General features: G+C 43.7%; 17 protein-coding genes. 11 read left to right on the forward strand and 6 right to left on the reverse strand.

Annotation, left to right across the window (positions count from 1 at the left end):
- The first annotated feature begins 44 nt into the window (after positions 1-44).
- From NB640_RS07355 to NB640_RS07400, 10 genes are all read left to right on the forward strand, one after another.
- On the forward strand, positions 45-1,784 hold the full coding sequence (locus NB640_RS07355) for an ABC transporter ATP-binding protein (protein ID WP_269308095.1): 1,740 nt from the start codon (positions 45-47) through the stop codon (positions 1,782-1,784).
- Position 1,785: 1 nt separating this feature from the next.
- Positions 1,786-2,943 (forward strand): glycosyltransferase family 2 protein, encoded by a 1,158-nt coding sequence (locus NB640_RS07360; protein WP_269308096.1) that lies wholly within the window; start codon positions 1,786-1,788, stop codon positions 2,941-2,943.
- Positions 2,940-3,683 (forward strand): hypothetical protein, encoded by a 744-nt coding sequence (locus NB640_RS07365; RefSeq protein ID WP_269308097.1) that lies wholly within the window; start codon positions 2,940-2,942, stop codon positions 3,681-3,683. Before NB640_RS07360 ends, NB640_RS07365 begins: the two co-directional genes overlap by 4 nt.
- Complete coding sequence (locus NB640_RS07370) at positions 3,684-4,367, forward strand: methyltransferase domain-containing protein (RefSeq protein WP_269308098.1); 684 nt, start codon at positions 3,684-3,686, stop codon at positions 4,365-4,367.
- Between the two features lie 92 nt (positions 4,368-4,459).
- The gene (locus tag NB640_RS07375) at positions 4,460-5,332 is read left to right on the forward strand and encodes a hypothetical protein (protein ID WP_269308099.1); all 873 of its coding nucleotides are present in this window, start codon (positions 4,460-4,462) and stop codon (positions 5,330-5,332) included.
- A 9-nt stretch (positions 5,333-5,341) separates the two neighbouring features.
- Complete coding sequence (locus tag NB640_RS07380) at positions 5,342-6,052, forward strand: methyltransferase domain-containing protein (protein ID WP_269308100.1); 711 nt, start codon at positions 5,342-5,344, stop codon at positions 6,050-6,052.
- Between the two features lie 33 nt (positions 6,053-6,085).
- Positions 6,086-7,006, forward strand: coding sequence for a hypothetical protein (locus NB640_RS07385; protein ID WP_269308101.1), 921 nt, complete (start codon positions 6,086-6,088; stop codon positions 7,004-7,006).
- 68 nt (positions 7,007-7,074) lie between these two features.
- Positions 7,075-7,974, forward strand: coding sequence for an alpha-1,2-fucosyltransferase (locus NB640_RS07390; protein ID WP_269308102.1), 900 nt, complete (start codon positions 7,075-7,077; stop codon positions 7,972-7,974).
- Between the two features lie 13 nt (positions 7,975-7,987).
- A complete protein-coding gene (locus NB640_RS07395) occupies positions 7,988-8,806 on the forward strand; it encodes a glycosyltransferase family 2 protein (protein ID WP_269308103.1) in 819 nt (272 codons plus the stop codon).
- A gap of 135 nt (positions 8,807-8,941) precedes the next feature.
- Positions 8,942-10,075: a glycosyltransferase family 4 protein gene (locus tag NB640_RS07400; protein WP_269308104.1), complete on the forward strand. Its 1,134-nt coding sequence runs from the start codon at positions 8,942-8,944 to the stop codon at positions 10,073-10,075.
- On the opposite strand, the gene NB640_RS07405 is transcribed toward NB640_RS07400, so the two are convergent.
- The 4 genes from NB640_RS07405 to NB640_RS07420 form a co-directional block, all read right to left on the reverse strand.
- Positions 10,057-11,466, reverse strand: coding sequence for a phosphohexomutase domain-containing protein (locus tag NB640_RS07405; RefSeq protein WP_269308105.1), 1,410 nt, complete (start codon positions 11,464-11,466; stop codon positions 10,057-10,059). The two genes, NB640_RS07400 and NB640_RS07405, sit on opposite strands and share 19 nt — an antisense overlap.
- A 3-nt stretch (positions 11,467-11,469) precedes the next feature.
- Complete coding sequence (locus NB640_RS07410) at positions 11,470-12,651, reverse strand: glycosyltransferase family 4 protein (protein WP_269308106.1); 1,182 nt, start codon at positions 12,649-12,651, stop codon at positions 11,470-11,472.
- A 46-nt stretch (positions 12,652-12,697) separates the two neighbouring features.
- Positions 12,698-13,312 carry a hypothetical protein gene (locus NB640_RS07415; protein WP_269308107.1) on the reverse strand — a complete coding sequence of 205 codons (615 nt, stop codon included), beginning with the start codon at positions 13,310-13,312 and terminating at the stop codon, positions 12,698-12,700.
- 432 nt (positions 13,313-13,744) lie between these two features.
- The gene (locus tag NB640_RS07420; RefSeq protein ID WP_269308108.1) at positions 13,745-14,005 is read right to left on the reverse strand and encodes a hypothetical protein; all 261 of its coding nucleotides are present in this window, start codon (positions 14,003-14,005) and stop codon (positions 13,745-13,747) included.
- 214 nt (positions 14,006-14,219) lie between these two features.
- On the opposite strand from NB640_RS07420, the gene NB640_RS07425 reads away from it, so the two are divergent.
- The gene (locus NB640_RS07425) at positions 14,220-15,848 is read left to right on the forward strand and encodes a peptide chain release factor 3 (protein WP_269308109.1); all 1,629 of its coding nucleotides are present in this window, start codon (positions 14,220-14,222) and stop codon (positions 15,846-15,848) included.
- Here the strand turns inward: NB640_RS07425 and NB640_RS07430 are convergent.
- Both NB640_RS07430 and NB640_RS07435 read right to left on the reverse strand, forming a co-directional pair.
- On the reverse strand, positions 15,845-16,405 hold the full coding sequence (locus tag NB640_RS07430; RefSeq protein ID WP_269308110.1) for a sugar O-acetyltransferase: 561 nt from the start codon (positions 16,403-16,405) through the stop codon (positions 15,845-15,847). The genes NB640_RS07425 and NB640_RS07430 overlap by 4 nt on opposite strands.
- Before the next feature lie 37 nt (positions 16,406-16,442).
- On the reverse strand, positions 16,443-17,174 hold the full coding sequence (locus NB640_RS07435) for a 16S rRNA (uracil(1498)-N(3))-methyltransferase (RefSeq protein ID WP_269308111.1): 732 nt from the start codon (positions 17,172-17,174) through the stop codon (positions 16,443-16,445).
- Between the last annotated feature and the right edge of the window lie 56 nt (positions 17,175-17,230).

Genomic DNA, 17,230 nt, shown 5'->3' on the forward strand with positions numbered 1-17,230 from the left:
TTCTCCAAAATAAAAGACGTCTTCGATAATTTCCACAGTTCATAATGAAACATAAAGCAGTTGATACAGTTAGTTTGGTATGGGGCTTATTGCCAGTCAAGTCGAGAAGACAGGCAAAACTTCTAGTGGTAATGATGGCAGTTGCAACCATTCTGGAAACAATTGGCCTTGGAATGATCATTCCCTTTCTCGGCTCTCTTGTGGCATCCAACTCGAGCGAAATTGCCAGTGGTGGAATGCTCGGTAATTTGAATGTTTTCTTCGCGCAATTTTCCTTGGGAGAGATTACACTTGGATTGCTCGTATTATTTACTTTTAAAAATATCTATTTGGCAATTCAGACATATTTCCAGAGCAAATTCATTTTCACACTTGAGGCGCACCTTTCCATACGTTTATTACGTCTTTATCTTGAAAAACCTTATTCATTCTTCCTTAACCATAATTCTGCCCAGCTTATACGTAATATTATCGGAGAAGTCGGTAGTTTTTGTCACTATGCGGTCGCTCCACTTTGCATTCTTATTTCCGAGATTTTGATTGGTGTAGGTATTTTATGCGTACTGATAGCGGTCAATCCGCTCGGTGCTATTCTAATGGTCGGATTGCTAGGATTTATCGGATATTTGTTTCATGCACGGGTTCGGCGGCTAATTCTTAAATGGGGAGAAGAGCGTCAGTATCATGAAGGCATGAGACAGCAAAAGCTGCAGGAATGCTTTGGCGTTTTGAAAGAGATAAAAATTGCAGGGCTTCAAAAACAATTTTCCGCCGCCTATGCAAAGCATGCGCATGGTAGTTGCAATGCCGGAAAACGCAATCAAACCCTTCAGAGCGTACCTAGGCTTTTTCTTGAGGTGATGGCAGTGTTCGTACTTGTGCTTGTAGTCTTGTTTGCCGGTGCAACTGAAACTGCGTCAGTTATTCCGATTATCGGCCTATATGCGGCGGCCGCCTTCCGCTTAATGCCGAGTGCCAATCGTATTATGAACGGATTGCAGGCTATACGGTATTCGTATCCAAGCATTACTCTGTTATCAGAGCTCTTTGCGTCAGGGAATTCCTCTGATGTACAGGCTATCAGGCGCCCACTTCCTTTTAGGCAAAATATATGCCTAAGTAACGTAGATTTCTGCTATGCAGATAGCCAAAAACCTGTTCTACGGTCAGTAAATCTGCAAATCAATAAGGGTGAAATCATCTGTATAAGTGGGCCAAGCGGTGCGGGAAAATCCACTTTAATAGACATATTGTGTGGGTTATTGCCACCTAGTTCGGGTACTGTTCTGGTTGATGGCATAGGCATTGACGATAATGAGGAAAGCTGGCAAAAGTATATTTCCTACGTTCCTCAAACCATCTTTCTCGTGGATGGCACGATAAAGGAGAATATTACTTTAGGCGAAGAAGAGGCACTGATTGACAGTGAAAGACTCCGGGATGTGGTAAGAATATGTGGATTAGAGGAAATGGTAAACAGTCATCCTGAAAATCTCGACATTGATGTGGGCGAACGAGGAGCAAAAATTTCTGGTGGTCAAAAACAAAGGATAGGTTTGGCTAGAGCGATATATCGAGCAAAGGAGGTGTTGGTATTAGATGAGGCGACAAATGCTTTAGATGCCCATATAGAAAATGAAGTTATCTCAAATATAGGCCAGTTGAAAGATAAGATGACTGTTATCTGGATTACGCATGGAACAACGCCATTAAAATATGCGGACAAACTCATCACTGTCAAGAACAACACCACAAGCATGCAAGAGATCAAGAGGGAAAAGTAGCATGATTTCCATTGTCATGCCAATTTATAATGCAAAAGATACGCTTTCTGAGGCAATCGATTCTGCCTTGCAAAGTGGAGTTGCTAACCAGGAGATAATCTTGGTAGATGATGGTTCTACAGATGGCTCTTGGGATTTGATATCTCAATATCATGTTAACAATAATAGTATCAAGATTCATCGAAATAAGAGAAACAGGGGTGGCGGTGCCGCGCGTAATATTGGCATTAGTCAGGCGAAAAATGAACTGATATTTGTTCTGGATAGTGATGATATCCTCGTTCCCGGATCGTTGCCTAGAGCGATAGATTTGTTAGAGAAAACTCGGGCAGATGGAATCGCAAATGGGTTTGCCAGTTGTTTTGTTGATGACCTCACGAATCCAAGTTTGACTTATAGATTTAAATCAGGTTGGGGAAAGTTTGAAGATTTAATCTCTCCTTCGCCTAATCCATTTATTGGTAATTTATTATTTACAAAGACAGCTTATAATTTGGCTGGGGGTTATCCCGAACATCATGGATTCGATACACAAGGTTTTGGGTATCGATTGCTTGCCGCAAATTGTAAAATTTATACTCCTGATTTTCAGTTGTACCACCAGCGCTTGCCTTCAAGGCCTTCCTATTATATCCGCGAGGTAAAAGGTGGAAATTTACTCAGAAATTGGTTTTTAATTTTCATTGAGTTTTTGTACAAATTTCGTCCAGATATTCAAGATGTCATTTTAAATTACGATTATAGAAATCCGAAAAAAGTTGCGATTGGTAAAAGTTTATTTGTCGATCTTTCAACATTGGCAATGAAAGAGAATATATTTGATTCGTTAAGAAAAAACATTGGGATGGTGGAGTTTATTAATGATGTCGAGGGAGACCCTACGGGATATGACAGGTTAAATTTAATTATTTATCTTGCAACAAGAGGAAAGATAACAGAGGCAATCAAGATAGCAGAAAAAATTGATAATCAAGCTCTTTTTGATAAAATTAATTCATTAATAATACTTATAGCATTTGGCATTCATGGTTCTCTAATTCATCTTGAAGATTTGTTAACTGAGTTAGATTCAAAAAAAATAAAAAACGGCAAGAGACTGGAAATATTTATAGCTAGAGTTTCTAACAAAATAAAGCGTTTATTGAGGAGGGAGTATTGAGGTCCATCGTAATTAATGTTGAATACGGAGGATTGGGTGATCATTTATTTCATAGTCCGTTGCCACGCCTTTTAAAAGAAAGGAAACTGGCAGAAAGGGTTTTTATTTCATCAGAATCAGCGTATAGAAATGCTAAGTATTTTGACTTTATCTGGCGAAATAATCCATATCTTGATGGGGTTTCTGACGCTCCAGCGACGCCTATTGTTTATCCAAAGCCAAAAATTAATAAGATAATGAATAAAATTGCATCAATGTATGAAATGCACGGCATTGATGTGGAACTCGTTCCTGAGTTATATACTAAAATTGACTATAATGCTAAATATGCTGATATGGATTTTGTTGACTTGAACTACATATCTTTTGTCGGTGCATTTACTATACTTGATAAAATAAAAATATTAAAAAAGTATAAGAATTATTATGTTTTAAATCCGGATTACAGTATTTTGCCATTTTTAGGGGGGCGGGTTGTATACACAAGCAGTTTCAATGAATATGTTTCGCTAATATATTCTTGCCGAAATTTGGTTTGTTTAACCTCTGGTGGGGCAACATTAATGGCGGCATTTAAAAAACCTGTAACGGTTTTTTTTGGATATGGCCACCCAGAAACAAATAGACATTCAATGCACCAGAATATTATGATTGGAGGGGGTGGTTTTTTTAGGAAACAACTCTGCAGGGTTCTTTTTAAACGCAATCAATTGCGAATTCGATTCTCAAAGAACAAATAAATGAATGAGGCAAGCAAAACAAGGCGTGTTCGAGCACCAGATTTCGAGAAAAAATATCTGTCTGGACGGGTTATTGATATTGGAGCTGGAGCTGATCTAGTATGTCCGACTGCGGAGTCCTTTGACAAGGATGATGGGGATGCTAATTCGATTCTTGATTTTTTCTCTGAAAATACATTTGACTGTGTTCATAGCAGTCATTGTCTTGAACATATGGATGCACCAGAAAAAGCACTTCATGAATGGTGGAAGCTGGTTAAACCAGGTGGATATATGATAATAGTTGTTCCTGATGAATATTTATATGAACAGGGGTTTTGGCCAAGCATGTTTAATACTGATCACAAGTTCACATTTAGAATCGGTGGATCTTCACAGTCGCGATTTTCCATTGATATAAAACTTCTTTGCGAGGCTTTGATAAATTGCGAAATTATACAATGCAAGAGGCAAACAGATAATTACAACCATAATCTAATTTTTGATAAAAAAAATAGACCTCGTGAGATGAAAAATTTCATTATAAAGAAGATGATTTCTCTCTGTTACAAAAGCCCACTTTTTATCAATATTTTTGGAAAATGGCTTGTCAATCAAGGTTATCCTCTAGATCAAACCATGGGGCATGCATTGGCGCAAATCGAAATAATTATGAAAAAATCCATAAAGAAATTTCCAGAATAATAAGTATAAAGCCTCTGTATTTGGGCGAAAGTTAAGTAAGTGCCTATGCAGAATATCACATTATATGATTTAGTAATTTATGAGGCAATCAAGTGTATTCTCTCTTGAATTCAGTCAAAAGAAAAATAAGCAGGCTTTTGGGTTTGCGTTTATCAAGCGCTCCCTTTATTAGTGGTGATTCTTTCCGAGCTATTGCAGACCATGTATTTGAGGAGGATTTCTTTCGTTTCGACCCTAAGAATTTGGGAGGTATTGTTTTTTGTGAAACTCATTTGCTGGGGAAATTTATTGAAGAAGTCTTGCCGAGCTTTTCTTCTCCATTTATTCTCATTACTCACAATAGTGATCACGGTGTTGAAACAAATCTTCACCAACTTACTGAATCCCCATTTCTGATTCATTGGTATGCACAGAACTGTACACTGGCACATAAAAAGTTGACCACTATACCAATCGGGCTTGAAAATCGATGGTTTTATCATAATGGTGTGGTGGAGGATTTTTTCCGTTTACGTAAGTTTTTGCCGAATATTGCAAAAAAATCAAGAATTTTATGGGGTTTCAGTATTGAAACCAATCCGATTGAAAGATCGGAAGCCGCAAGGGTCTTGGTGGAGCATTCATTCGCTGATCCAATCGCTCTTCCTCCTGACAAGTACCGCGAGCATCTTGCTCAGTATATGTTCGTTGCGTCTCCAGCAGGTAATGGGATAGATTGTCACCGCACTTGGGAAGCTCTTTATCTTGATACTCTTCCTATTGTTGTCGGAAAAACATTTTATGATGCATTTCCAAATTTTCCCGGATTGATCTTGGACGATTGGAATCAACTTCTAAAACTTGATATGGCTGAATTAGAATGTATCTACCGTGATAAGTATCCGACAATCAAAGAATTCATGATGCTTTGGTTTCCCTATTGGGAACAAGAAATTCTTAATAAAACCCTATCTACGTCTCCCTAATATTTCAATATGATTACCCTTGACGAGAATGATATTGCAGAGTTTATAACTCGTAGAAACCATGAGTATTCCAAAAAACTCACAAGCTTTTACAATTATTCAAGGGTTGTTTCTCTCGCACATTTTGAACGCATGGTAAAAATCCATGGGTTTGACTCGGCGAGCGTGGCCATAGTATCTGGTAGTGACCGTGAGCCAGAGTTACACTTGATGACACCATCATGTGTAGATTATTTTTCTTTTGATGAAGATAAACGCTACGATCTTGATAAACCTTGGGATACGGAGATATTGCCCGATACTCCACATTACGATCTGGTAATGGCCAATCAGGTACTGGAACATATTTTTAACCCAAGGCAAGGTTTAATTAATCTGGCGGGACTTGCTCGCGATGGCGGTTATGTTTATCTCACAGTTCCAACTATCAATTGTATTCACGGAGAACCCTATTTCTATTCTGCCGGATATCATCCGCGCTTTCTTTGTCGCCTTGCCGAAGAAACGGGATTGAAGGTTATCGAAGAGGGTGCTTGGGGATCCCGTAAATATCTTTTGAATGCGGTGGTTGGTGACTGGCTTACCTTTACACAATTAAAGCGTGCCAGGCTATTACGTAATCGTTTTCGTTTTCGCGTACCCCAAGATTTCTGGTCAGATGGGCGATTTAATGAACCGGGAATTATCACTGATTGCTGGATTCTGCTTCAAAAGGTTTGAACAAAGAAACGCCTTTGTATTTGAGTGCTACCTATGAATAAAGCCATACCCCCTATTCTTATTGTTTATTTTAATCGGCCTCAGGTATTAAAAAAAACTTTGCTCGCTCTTGCGTCTGTACGTCCTCCTTTGCTTTTTGTTTCTGCAGATGCGCCGAGAAAAAATGTTCCGGGTGACATTGCCTTAGTTGCTGAGTGTCATAAAGTAATCGAATCTGTTATTACCTGGGATTGTACGGTGCATCATTTACATGCTGAAGAAAACCATGGGTGTGATGTATGGATGCCAAAATCCATAGACTGGTTTTTTTCGCACGTAGATTCTGGCGTTATTCTTGAGGATGATTGCATGGTTACGGAAGCATTCTGCAGATTTGCTGCTGAATTGCTCGAGAAATATCGAGATAAACCACGCATAATGAATATTTCTGCTGCCAATTTCCAAGAGAGGAAGTGGGGAAATGGAGATTATTACTACTCTCGTTATCCATCAATATGGGGTTGGGCAACTTGGTCTCGGGCATGGCAATATTTTGATAGGCAGCTAGACAGTGTTGATGCGTTTATTAGTTTACCGACCGGGCTTAACCAGTTAATTACAGATTCATTTGAACGTAGGTACTGGACTCGCTTTTACCGTAGGTTAAAATCAGGTCAATATCCTTACTGGGATGCAAAATGGGTATTGTCAGTATGGGCGAATAACGGTATATCCATCACCCCCAACCAAAATCTAGTTTCGAACATTGGTTTTGGTCCAGATGCCACTCATACAAAAACCAAACCAGCTGGTATAGAAATGATCCTTTCAGAGATTACTTTCCCGTTGTCTCACCCTGACGATGACTTGCAATTTTATGAAGAGGCAGATAGGCAGTTATTCAAAATACGATATAAACCCAGATTCATGGATCGAATTATTAGTTTGATAAACCGACTTTCAGGTACGATATGATTTTTTGAAATTGTGGCTGGCTGGGATGTGTTTCTTGAAAAAATCAGTGCAAAATATAGGTGATAACAGTGATCGTTGTGAGGCTTAAAGGAGGTTTGGGTAATCAACTGTTTCAATATGCGGTAGGATTTGCGCTCGCCAAGAAAAACAAAGATCAGTTCAAGATGGATCTTTCCGGATATCATGGTCAAGATAAACGGCGCCCTTATGTCAGAAGTCCGGATATTATGCAATTTTCAGTATCAGCTTCTGTTGCGTCTGAGGAGGAGGTGCAAAGATTTCGCAATCCTTTTGGTCTTGCTTCGCGGGTATTTCGTGTGGTTAGCCAGAAGGTTTTCAAAAAATATTATACTGACTGGCATTGGGAGATAATGAATCAGAAGGGAAACGTATATCTAGAAGGTTTTTTCCAATGTGAGAAATATTTTGTTGACTGTTTTGATGAGTTATCAAAGGAGTTTTTGCTTCAGGAAAATTTGAATGCGGATATAGAACCCATTGTAAATTTGATTAAATCAATGCATTCTCCAGTTTCTTTGCATATTAGACGTGGTGATTATGTTTCTGATCCAAGGATCAGTGCTTTGCATAATATCTGCGGCATTGATTATTATGAAACAGCATTGGCCTGTCTAAAGGATCAAATCGGATATTATGATCTTGTGGTATTTTCAGATGATATTGAGTGGGTTCGAAACAACTTGAATTTGAGTGAGAATACCTATTATGTGTCTGGTCAAAAAGGAGTCAGCGGCTCCGTAATCAATGCCTCTCAGGAGTTAACGCTGATGTCGATGTGCAAGCACCATATTATTGCGAACAGCACTTTTAGTTGGTGGGGGGCATATCTCAACCAGAGACAAGGAAAAATTGTTATGGCACCTGGCTTGTGGAATAGAAGTAAGGATTATTCTCACAAGAACATCATACCGCCAGGATGGCAACAAATTCCGATTTTAGGCTATTGATTCCCAGGGAAAAATGAAGGCCATACCCGTTTCCGTCATCATTCCCTGCTATTGTTGCTCAGATGTGTTGGAGCGAGCAGTTATATCAGTAATTAACCAAACGCTAAAGCCATTAGAAATCATTCTTGTTGAGGATTCTAGCCCTGATGCTCATGCAACCAGAAATTGTATTTTGCATCTGATAAAAAAATATTCCCAGCATGATAGCGTCTGCATTCGCTCTTTGTTTCTTGAATCCAATAAGGGTCCTGCTGGAGCGAGGAACGCTGGATGGAACATTGCCAAGGGAGATTATCTTGCTTTTCTGGATGCTGATGATGCCTGGACTCCTGAAAAAATTGAAATCCAGTATTCATGGATGATCCAGAATCCGTATTGTGATTTGTCTGGGCATCGATCTGTTCTTTTTTCCAGTTATTCCCCCGAACTTCCTGAAGAGAAAAGCGCGCTTTTTTTGAAGAAGCTTACACTTCAGAAGATGCTTTTCAGGAATTTGGTGCAGACTCGAACTGTTATGCTACGTTGTTCGTTAGAGCATCGTTTCAGTGAACAGATGCGTTTTTCGGAAGATTATGATTTATGGCTAAGAATAATATCGGATGGACATAACGCCGTTTTGATTTATAGAACCCTTGCATTTTCTTTTCGTCCTGATTTTTCACTAGGTGGGCAAAGCGGAAATCTATGGAAAATGGAATGTTCAGAACTGCAAATATATAGACAACTTTATGTGCGTAAAAAAATCAATGTAATAACATGGATCATTGCTAGTGCGTTTTCTCTTACCAAGTATATGAGAAGGTTGTTTATTAGGAGTTTTGCTTTATGGTAATTTTCTCAAAAAGAAACGATATTGGATTTTTTGTAGATACTTTGTTTGAGAGTGGTATAGGGTTTTTCCCAAATAACCATTTAATTGTTGTGATGAAATCATTAAACATACCGGTACAAGTCTTGCAAGTGAATAATGCATTTTAAGCCAAAGCTTCTCTACCTTCTCACGGAAGACAGTTTTTTCTGTTCTCATTTTATGGAGCGAGCTCTTGCTGCGCGAGCTGCTGGTTATGATGTAGTGGTCGCTGCACGTGAAAATACACAGGGCGAGAGAATCCGTGCTGCCGGATTGTGCTTTATCGCTATCCCATTTAATCGTAGCGGGATGAATCCCTTGAGGGAGCTTGGTGTATTGCTGAAAATATGGAAGCTTTATCGACAGGAGCGTCCCGCCATTGTTCATCAGGTTTCGGCCAAGCCCATTTTGTATGGATCATTGGCTGCGCGTTTGTCCGGTGTTCCTGCGGTTGTAAATGCGCCTGTAGGCATGGGATATATTTTTTCATCATCTGACTTCAGAGCGCGGATTTTGCGCCCATGGCTTCGTCTGGCGTACCGCTTTTTTACCAATCCCGAACCCAGCAAAGTCATTTTTGAAAATCCGGACGATTTGAGCAGCTTTGTTAACTGGAAGGCAGTGCGTCCTGCTGATACGGTTCTGATAAAAGGTGCCGGGGTCAATCTGGATCATTTTCAACCCATGGAAAAACCGGAAGCCATTCCTGTCGTTGTGTTGACTGCAAGAATGTTGCGTGACAAGGGGGTTGATGAGTTTGTTTCGGCAGCACATCGGTTATATGATGAAAGCGTCAAGGCAAGGTTTGTTTTGGTTGGTGCTCCGGACCCGGTAAATCCTACTTCAATTACAATCGAAATGCTCAATGCCTGGAACGGCAGAAAAAACGTGGAATGGTGGGGGTGGCGAGAAGATGTTGCTGCTGTGCTTCAAGATGCTCATATCGTTTGTTTGCCTTCATACAGGGAAGGGTTACCAAAGTCACTTATTGAAGCGGCGGCATGTGGATTACCCATTGTGACAACAGATACAACGGGTTGTCGTGAAGTCGTGGATGATGGTAAAAACGGTTTTTTGGTACCAGTTCGAGATGTGGCATCTCTTGCCAATGCGTTGAAAAAACTCATATTGGATTCTGGCATGCGCCAGCGAATGGGGGCTTATAGCCGAAAGAAAGCCGAAGCAGAGTTTTCATCCGGGCAAGTAATCCGTGAAACGCTGGCGGTGTATTCTCAACTGGTTGATAGATAGATCAGTTTTTCAATTTTTGCTACTTTGCTAGCGATATCACACAAACTTCCTCGTGTTTCCACATTCAGTCGCAACAAAGGTTCTGTATTGGAGCTTCTTACATTCATCCGCCAATCATCAAATTCCAGGCTGATGCCATCAGTACGGTCAATAGCGGGATTTAGTCCTGTGAAATGTTCTTTAATCAGATTCAGCGTATCCGTACTGTTTTGCACCCTGTAGTTGAGTTCACCACTACAGGGAAACATGGCTTCACGATCACCAACAAGCGTGGATAATGGTTTTTCGGAATTGCTCATCAGTTGTATTGTCAGCAGCCAGGGGATCATGCCACTATCGCAATAGGCGAAATCACGGAAATAATGGTGGGCACTCATTTCACCACCGTAAATAGCATTTTCCTGTCGCATGCGCTCCTTGATAAAGGCATGTCCAGTTTTGCTCTGTATGGGAGTGCCGCCATACTGATTGACAATATCGATCGTGTTCCAGGTCAGGCGCGGATCATGAATGATTTTTTCTCCAGGGTGTTTCTCGAGAAAGGCGGCAGCCAGCAATCCCACAATATAGTAGCCTTCGATAAATTTGCCTTTTTCATCGAATAAAAAGCATCGGTCAAAATCCCCATCCCAGGCGATGCCCATGTTCGCGTTATGCTGTATAACGGCGTTTGATGTGAAATGCCGGTTTTCAGGTATTAGCGGATTGGGGATGCCATTTGGAAATGTGTGGTCCGGTTGATGGTGAATTTTGATGAATTCCACCGGAACAGAAAGGGAGGAAAATTTCGCTTCTATTGCATCAATAACGTGCCCTGCGGCACCATTTCCTGCATTGACAACCAGCTTAAGAGGCCGGAGTTTAGATGGTGAAATATACGTGAATAAGTGCTGGATATAAGATTCCAGGATTTTTTTTCTGTGAATGGTTCCCTTTTTGGGAGCCGGAGTAAATTCATTTTTTTCTGCGAGCTTTTGTATTTCTTTCAACCCCGTATCGCCACTTATAGGCTTGGCATTCTCCCGTACCAGCTTCATGCCATTGTAATTAATCGGATTATGACTGGCGGTAATTTCAATACCACCATCTGCTTCAAAATGAAAAGTAGCGAAATAGACTTCTTCTGTTCCCGTAGTGCCAATATCGATTACATTACTGCCGGTATCCAACAAGCCTCGGATAACAGCCTCTTTCAGCATAGGGCTGCTCTCTCGTATGTCGCAACCCACAACAACGGTATTTGGCTTGAGATATTCGCCGTAAGCCCTGCCGATTCGATAAGCAATATCCTCATTTAATTCATGGCCGAGTTCTCCACGAATGTCATATGCCTTGAAGCAGGTTAGTTTCATAAGTTTGGGATGGTTGGAAAATGAAATGATGTCTGCCACACATTATATCTGCAACAAAGATTCATATACGCCTAGCGTTTTGTCAACCACATGTCCGATTGAAAATTCAGCAACGACTTTTTGTCTTCCTCGCTGTCCCATCTCAAACCGTAAATGCGGGTTGGACAGCAGGCGGTTCAATGCAACGGCAAGATTTTCCACTTCCTGAACAGGCACCAGTAATCCATTTTCTTCGTTGACAATAATCTCCCGGCACCCGGAAACATCGGTTGCTACGATGGGTTTTCCGCAAGCCGCAGCTTCAACCAGCACTTTTGGCAGCCCCTCGCGGTAAGAGGGCAGACAGACGATATGGGCTTGGGCAAAGACGATGGGCATGTCGTGTTTGGGGCCCCACCATTCAATAATTCCTGAATTATGCCAGTCCTGCAACCGGGTTTCTGGTATGGCTTCCGGATGAGTTGGATCGGTTCCGCCGACAAGGACAAAACGTGCTTTTGTTCCGCTTTCCTGCAGTTGTTTTGCTGCAGCGACAAATTCACCCACGCCCTTATCCCATCGCATACGTGATGCCAGGAGAACCAACGGGAGGGTGCCGATGATTTCCTGCATGGGATGGAATTGCTGCATGTTGACGCCGGTGCCGCGAATAAGCGCGATCTGGCGCTTGTTGATGAGTGCCATGTCCAAAAACATGTCACGGTCATCCTTGTTTTGGAAGGTGACGCGCAGATTGGGGTGTTTGAAGCCATAACCATACAGAAGACGGATATATTTCTGGCGCAGATTTTCTTTCTCGCTACCCGGCGCAAGGCGGATTTTCCGGGTGCCGGTGATAGTGGCAACGACTGCGGGCACCTTGTTCATGCGGGCAATGACGCTGCCGTAAAGGGTTGGCTTGAGCGTGATAAGGTGGAGTAAATCGGGTTTGACTTCCTTTATGATCCGGCGAAGGGAAAAGAAGGTTTTCAGTTCCGAGAAAAAACCGAATTTTTCCGGATTCATGGATAGGCGGTGAAAAACGATAGAGTAAGACTCGATCAATTGTTCTGCAGCGAAGTTCTGTGGCGCTGCCACATGAACCTCATAGCCCGAATTAAGTGCTGTAAGCGCGATAGGCAGGCGGTGTGACAGGAAAAGCTCGGCATTGTCGACGACGAAAAGCAGGATGCCTTTGTCGGCCTGACCAAAGAGGGAAAATTGTTTTGGTCGCTGCTTTTTCACCTTGCTTTCTCAGTTCAGGGGTTCTGAAGAGGTCGTCTGTACTTCATTACTGGCATCCAGCTTGGCTTTTGGCGGCAGTGATGGCGTCATGGAAAGAGGAATAACCTCTCGGGATGAGCGGCTGGTTTGAGGAATTGCGTACAGCGCTTTCGGCATAGGCGGCCCGGCTCTGGTCATACGCAGAACAGGCCATGGTGTTGTTGTTTTGCAGGAGATAGACACCGGCCTGTGTGTAGTAGAGAGTGGAGAGCAGATCATAACGGCCCTGGTTCTGATAGCGGCTGGCGGCTTCGTTGTATTGTGCAATGGCACGATCCATATATTCATTGGATTTTTCGTGACGATTGTCATAGGTGATGCTGTTGTCAAGAAAGCCTGCTTCCCGATAGGTCTCATCTCTTTGCGTTACCGCATTTGAACGCAACAGGGTACCAAAATCACGATAGGCGTTACCCAGTCCTTCCGGGTTATTTTCCGTTTCATAAATGCGCATGGCTTCCATGATGAGGCGCTCGGCAGGCAATGGTTGGCCTTGCACCATATAACGGTTTGCTTCTTCCAGCTTTACTGCCGGATCAGATGATTCAGGAAAGCTCACATAAACACAGGACGAAAGAAAGACGGAGAGGAACAAAACGAGGGAGGTGGCTGTCTTTTTCATTGGTACTTTTCTTTTGTCAAAGTATGGTGGAGAAACCTGTAAACGAGGGTACTGCCATGCTTTTTGTGTGCGAAGCGCAGGAATTTTGGGTAAACTTGAAGTGAATCCGGATTATGCACATGGCTCATTATAGTCGATTAAATCTGTGGATAAGTCCGTTTGTCATCTGGAGGTCTGTCATGATGTTTTTCTTTTGCAGTATCCCCGTACTACTGTTTTTCGGACTGATCGGTCTTTTCATTTATTGCAAAAAGACGGAGGAGGAATACAGGAAAAAGACCGGGCACGCTTATGCCCATCATCCTGATAAAGATTTGCCGCTTTATAACTGCGGCCATTGCGACCGGTATTCTGTCGGGACGTTTTACTGGTGAACAGCTGCTGTGTTGAAATGCGTCGCATCATTGCGGGATGCCAGACAGGAAGCGGTTTTCAGAGAATATCGGTTTTATCCAGGAAATTGGTTTCTGCGATGCGTTCTTCTGTCATTTTCAGCGCATCTTCTATTTGCCGCAGGCTGCTTAACAGTTGCTGAACCGCTTGCGGTGTAAAGACCGCCCGGATGACAATACGCGGGGAAGCCCGTCTATCGTTTTCGATAAACAGATTTCCGGTTTCCTGATCAAACATGACAGAAATAGGGGCATCAAAGTGTGCCCTGATGATCTTTTCGGTTAAATCGACTTCTTTCATTCATATCCCCTGAAAGACCTGCTGGTAAGGTGATCTGACTATTGCACCAGGACTGCGCGTCTGGTTAAAAGCCGGGTGAATGCAACAGGAATAATTGTTCTATCCAATTATTGCAAATAAAACTTGCTTTGTGGAAATTTTTTATGATGATGCGCAAATTTCCTTTTATTTTATTAACAGGATAAACTGCTGGTTTTTCAGCAAAATTGGCAGTATGAACACATCTTCTTCTGTTTCCGACCGGGATATTGCGCATGAAGTTGCCCGGCGGCGAACCTTTGGCATTATTTCTCACCCGGACGCCGGAAAAACGACATTGACCGAAAAGCTGCTGCTTTTCTCCGGTGCCATCCAACTGGCCGGCACGGTCAAGGCAAGGAAAAGTGCAAGGCATGCGACGTCAGACTGGATGGATATTGAAAAACAGCGGGGTATTTCTGTTGCCAGCTCTGTCATGCAGTTTGAATACCGCGATCATGTCATTAATCTGCTTGATACCCCGGGACACCAGGATTTTTCGGAAGATACTTACCGCGTACTGACGGCGGTTGATACCGCTTTGATGGTGATTGATGCGGCGCGTGGCGTGGAAGCGCAGACCATCAAGCTTTTGGATGTCTGCCGGATGCGCCATACGCCGATTATCACCTTCATGAACAAGCTGGACCGGGAAACGCGTGATCCGCTTGAGTTGCTTGATGAGGTGGAGTCGGTTCTGAAAATCCAGTGTGCGCCCATTACCTGGCCGATCGGCATGGGCAAGAATTTTCGCGGTGTCTATCATTTGCTGCGTGATGAAGTGATGCTTTTCGAGGCGGGCAGTGAAAGGGCTGACCAGGAGTTTGAGGTGATCTCGGGGATTGATAATCCACGCCTTGCCGAGCGGTTTCCGCAGGAAATGGAACAGTTGAAAATGGAGGTAGAGCTGGTTCATGGCGCTTCCAATTCTTTTGATGCCGAACAGTTTCTTGCGGGCACGCTGACACCGGTTTTTTTTGGTTCGGCGATCAATAATTTCGGGGTGCGGGAAATTCTGGATGCCCTTTTGGACTGGGCGCAGCCGCCAGGCGCACGGGATGCCACTATACGGACCGTGGCGCCGGCAGAAAAGCCGTTTTCCGGTTTTGTTTTCAAGATACAGGCCAATATGGACCCGGCGCATCGGGACCGGATTGCCTTTTTACGGGTTTGTTCCGGCCGCTTTGAAAAGGGAATGAAACTCAGGCATTTGCGTTTGCAGCGTGATGTGCGGATTTCGAGTGTGGTCACATTCATGGCGTCTTCGCGCGAGCAGGTGGAAGAGGCTTACGCGGGCGATATTATCGGCTTGCCCAATCACGGGAATATGCAGATTGGTGACAGTTTCTCTGAAGGTGAGCTGCTGCAGTTTACCGGGATACCGTATTTTGCGCCGGATCTTTTCCGGATGGTCCGGATCAAGAATCCGCTGAAACTCAAGCAATTGCATAAAGGGTTGCAGCAACTGGGTGAGGAAGGGGCGGTACAGGTTTTCAAACCGTTGCAGGGAAGCGACCTTATTTTAGGGGCCGTAGGCGTGCTGCAGTTTGATGTGGTCGCCAGCCGCCTGATGAATGAGTATGGGGTGGATGCTGTTTTTGAGGGAACATCCATCAGCAGCGCCCGCTGGGTAACGTCTGAAGACAAGCGCATGCTGGCCGAATTTGAAAAATCGCTGTCACATAACCTGTCGCATGATGCGGCGGGCAACCTGGCGTACCTGGCAACTTCTGCAGTGAATCTTCGTCTGACAGAAGAGCGCTGGCCGAAACTGGTGTTTCATACGACGCGTGAACATGCCGTGAAACTGGATGATGCGGTTTAATCCAGTTGCCGCATGATCATGCAGGGGTTGCCAACGGCAACCACGTTAGCGGGAATGTCATGGGTGACAACACTGCCGGAACCAATGGTTGTGCCGCGTCCGATGGTAACGCCGGGATTGATAATTGTGCCTCCTCCTATCCAGACATCATCTTCAATGGTGACGGGTTTGGCGTATTCCAGGCCGTTTCGTCTCTCAAGCGGGTCAATAGGGTGGGTAGCCGTATATATCTGTACCTTGGGCCCCAGCATGACATTGTTGCCAATTGTCACGGGTGCACAGTCAAGGATGATGCAGCTGAAATTGGTGTAAAAATTATCCCCGACCGTGATGTTATAGCCGTAGTCGCAATAAAACGGCGGAGTGATTTTCAGATTGGCGCCGGATGATTTGAACAGTAGCTCTAAAATGGTGGATTTTTTTTCGTTCGCTTCCGGGCTGGTTGCATTATATGCCTGTGTCAGTGTCAGCGCGCGTTGTCGGTCATTTTGCAATTCCGGATCGTTTGCGTTGTATTCGATTCCGGCGATCATTTTTTCTTTGTTTGTCGGTGTCATTGCTGTATTTATCGTTATCTCATTGTGTAAAAGGGCGCTAGGGATCGGTCCGGTTCCAGATGGCTGTCAGTGCTGAAACGGCGGCCATGCCTGCTGTTTCTGTACGCAGTATCCGGGTACCCAGTGAAACCGTGATGGCGCCATAGCGAACAGCCAATCCTTCTTCTTCACGTGAAAAGCCGCCCTCAGGACCTATTATAAGCGTGACATCCTGCGGCTGATTGTGAAAGGCCCAGTCTGCCAGGGAGTCTTTGGCATGCGGGCTGAGCATCAAAGTAGGCTGGGATTCATGGCTTTCCACCCATTTCTTGAAGGGGGTGATGTCGTCCAGTTCGGCAAAGCGGTTGCGGCCGCTTTGCTCTGAAGAGGCAATAATGATACTTTTCCAGCGGATGGCCCGTTTTTCCGCCCGCTCTTCTGTCAACCGGACAACGGAACGTTCTGATTCGACCGGGCAGATTCGCGCCACGCCCAGTTCGATGGCCTTTTCTATGACCAGATCCATCTTGGAGGCTTCAGGCATCGATTGCACGAGCGTGACACGATAGGGCAGTTCGTTTTCCCGGGGCTGGAAGGAGATGATGTCAACGGTGGTGCCGTGCTTGTGAATATCAACGATTTTTGCGCTATATTCTCCTCCCTCGCCATTAAAAAGAGTGATGTCGTCTCCGGGACGCAAGCGTAAAACCATCGTATGGCGGGCTGCGGATGCCGGCAGTTCCAGTTGGGTATTTATGGCAAGCGGGGCGTTGCAGTACAGGCGTGTCATGATGCGCTCCCTGTTGGCGGGTTGATCTTAATCTAAGAGTGAGTCTCTGATAGAAT

The sequence above is a fragment of the Oxalobacter vibrioformis genome, assembly GCF_027118995.1.
Classification (GTDB): domain Bacteria; phylum Pseudomonadota; class Gammaproteobacteria; order Burkholderiales; family Burkholderiaceae_D; genus Oxalobacter; species Oxalobacter vibrioformis.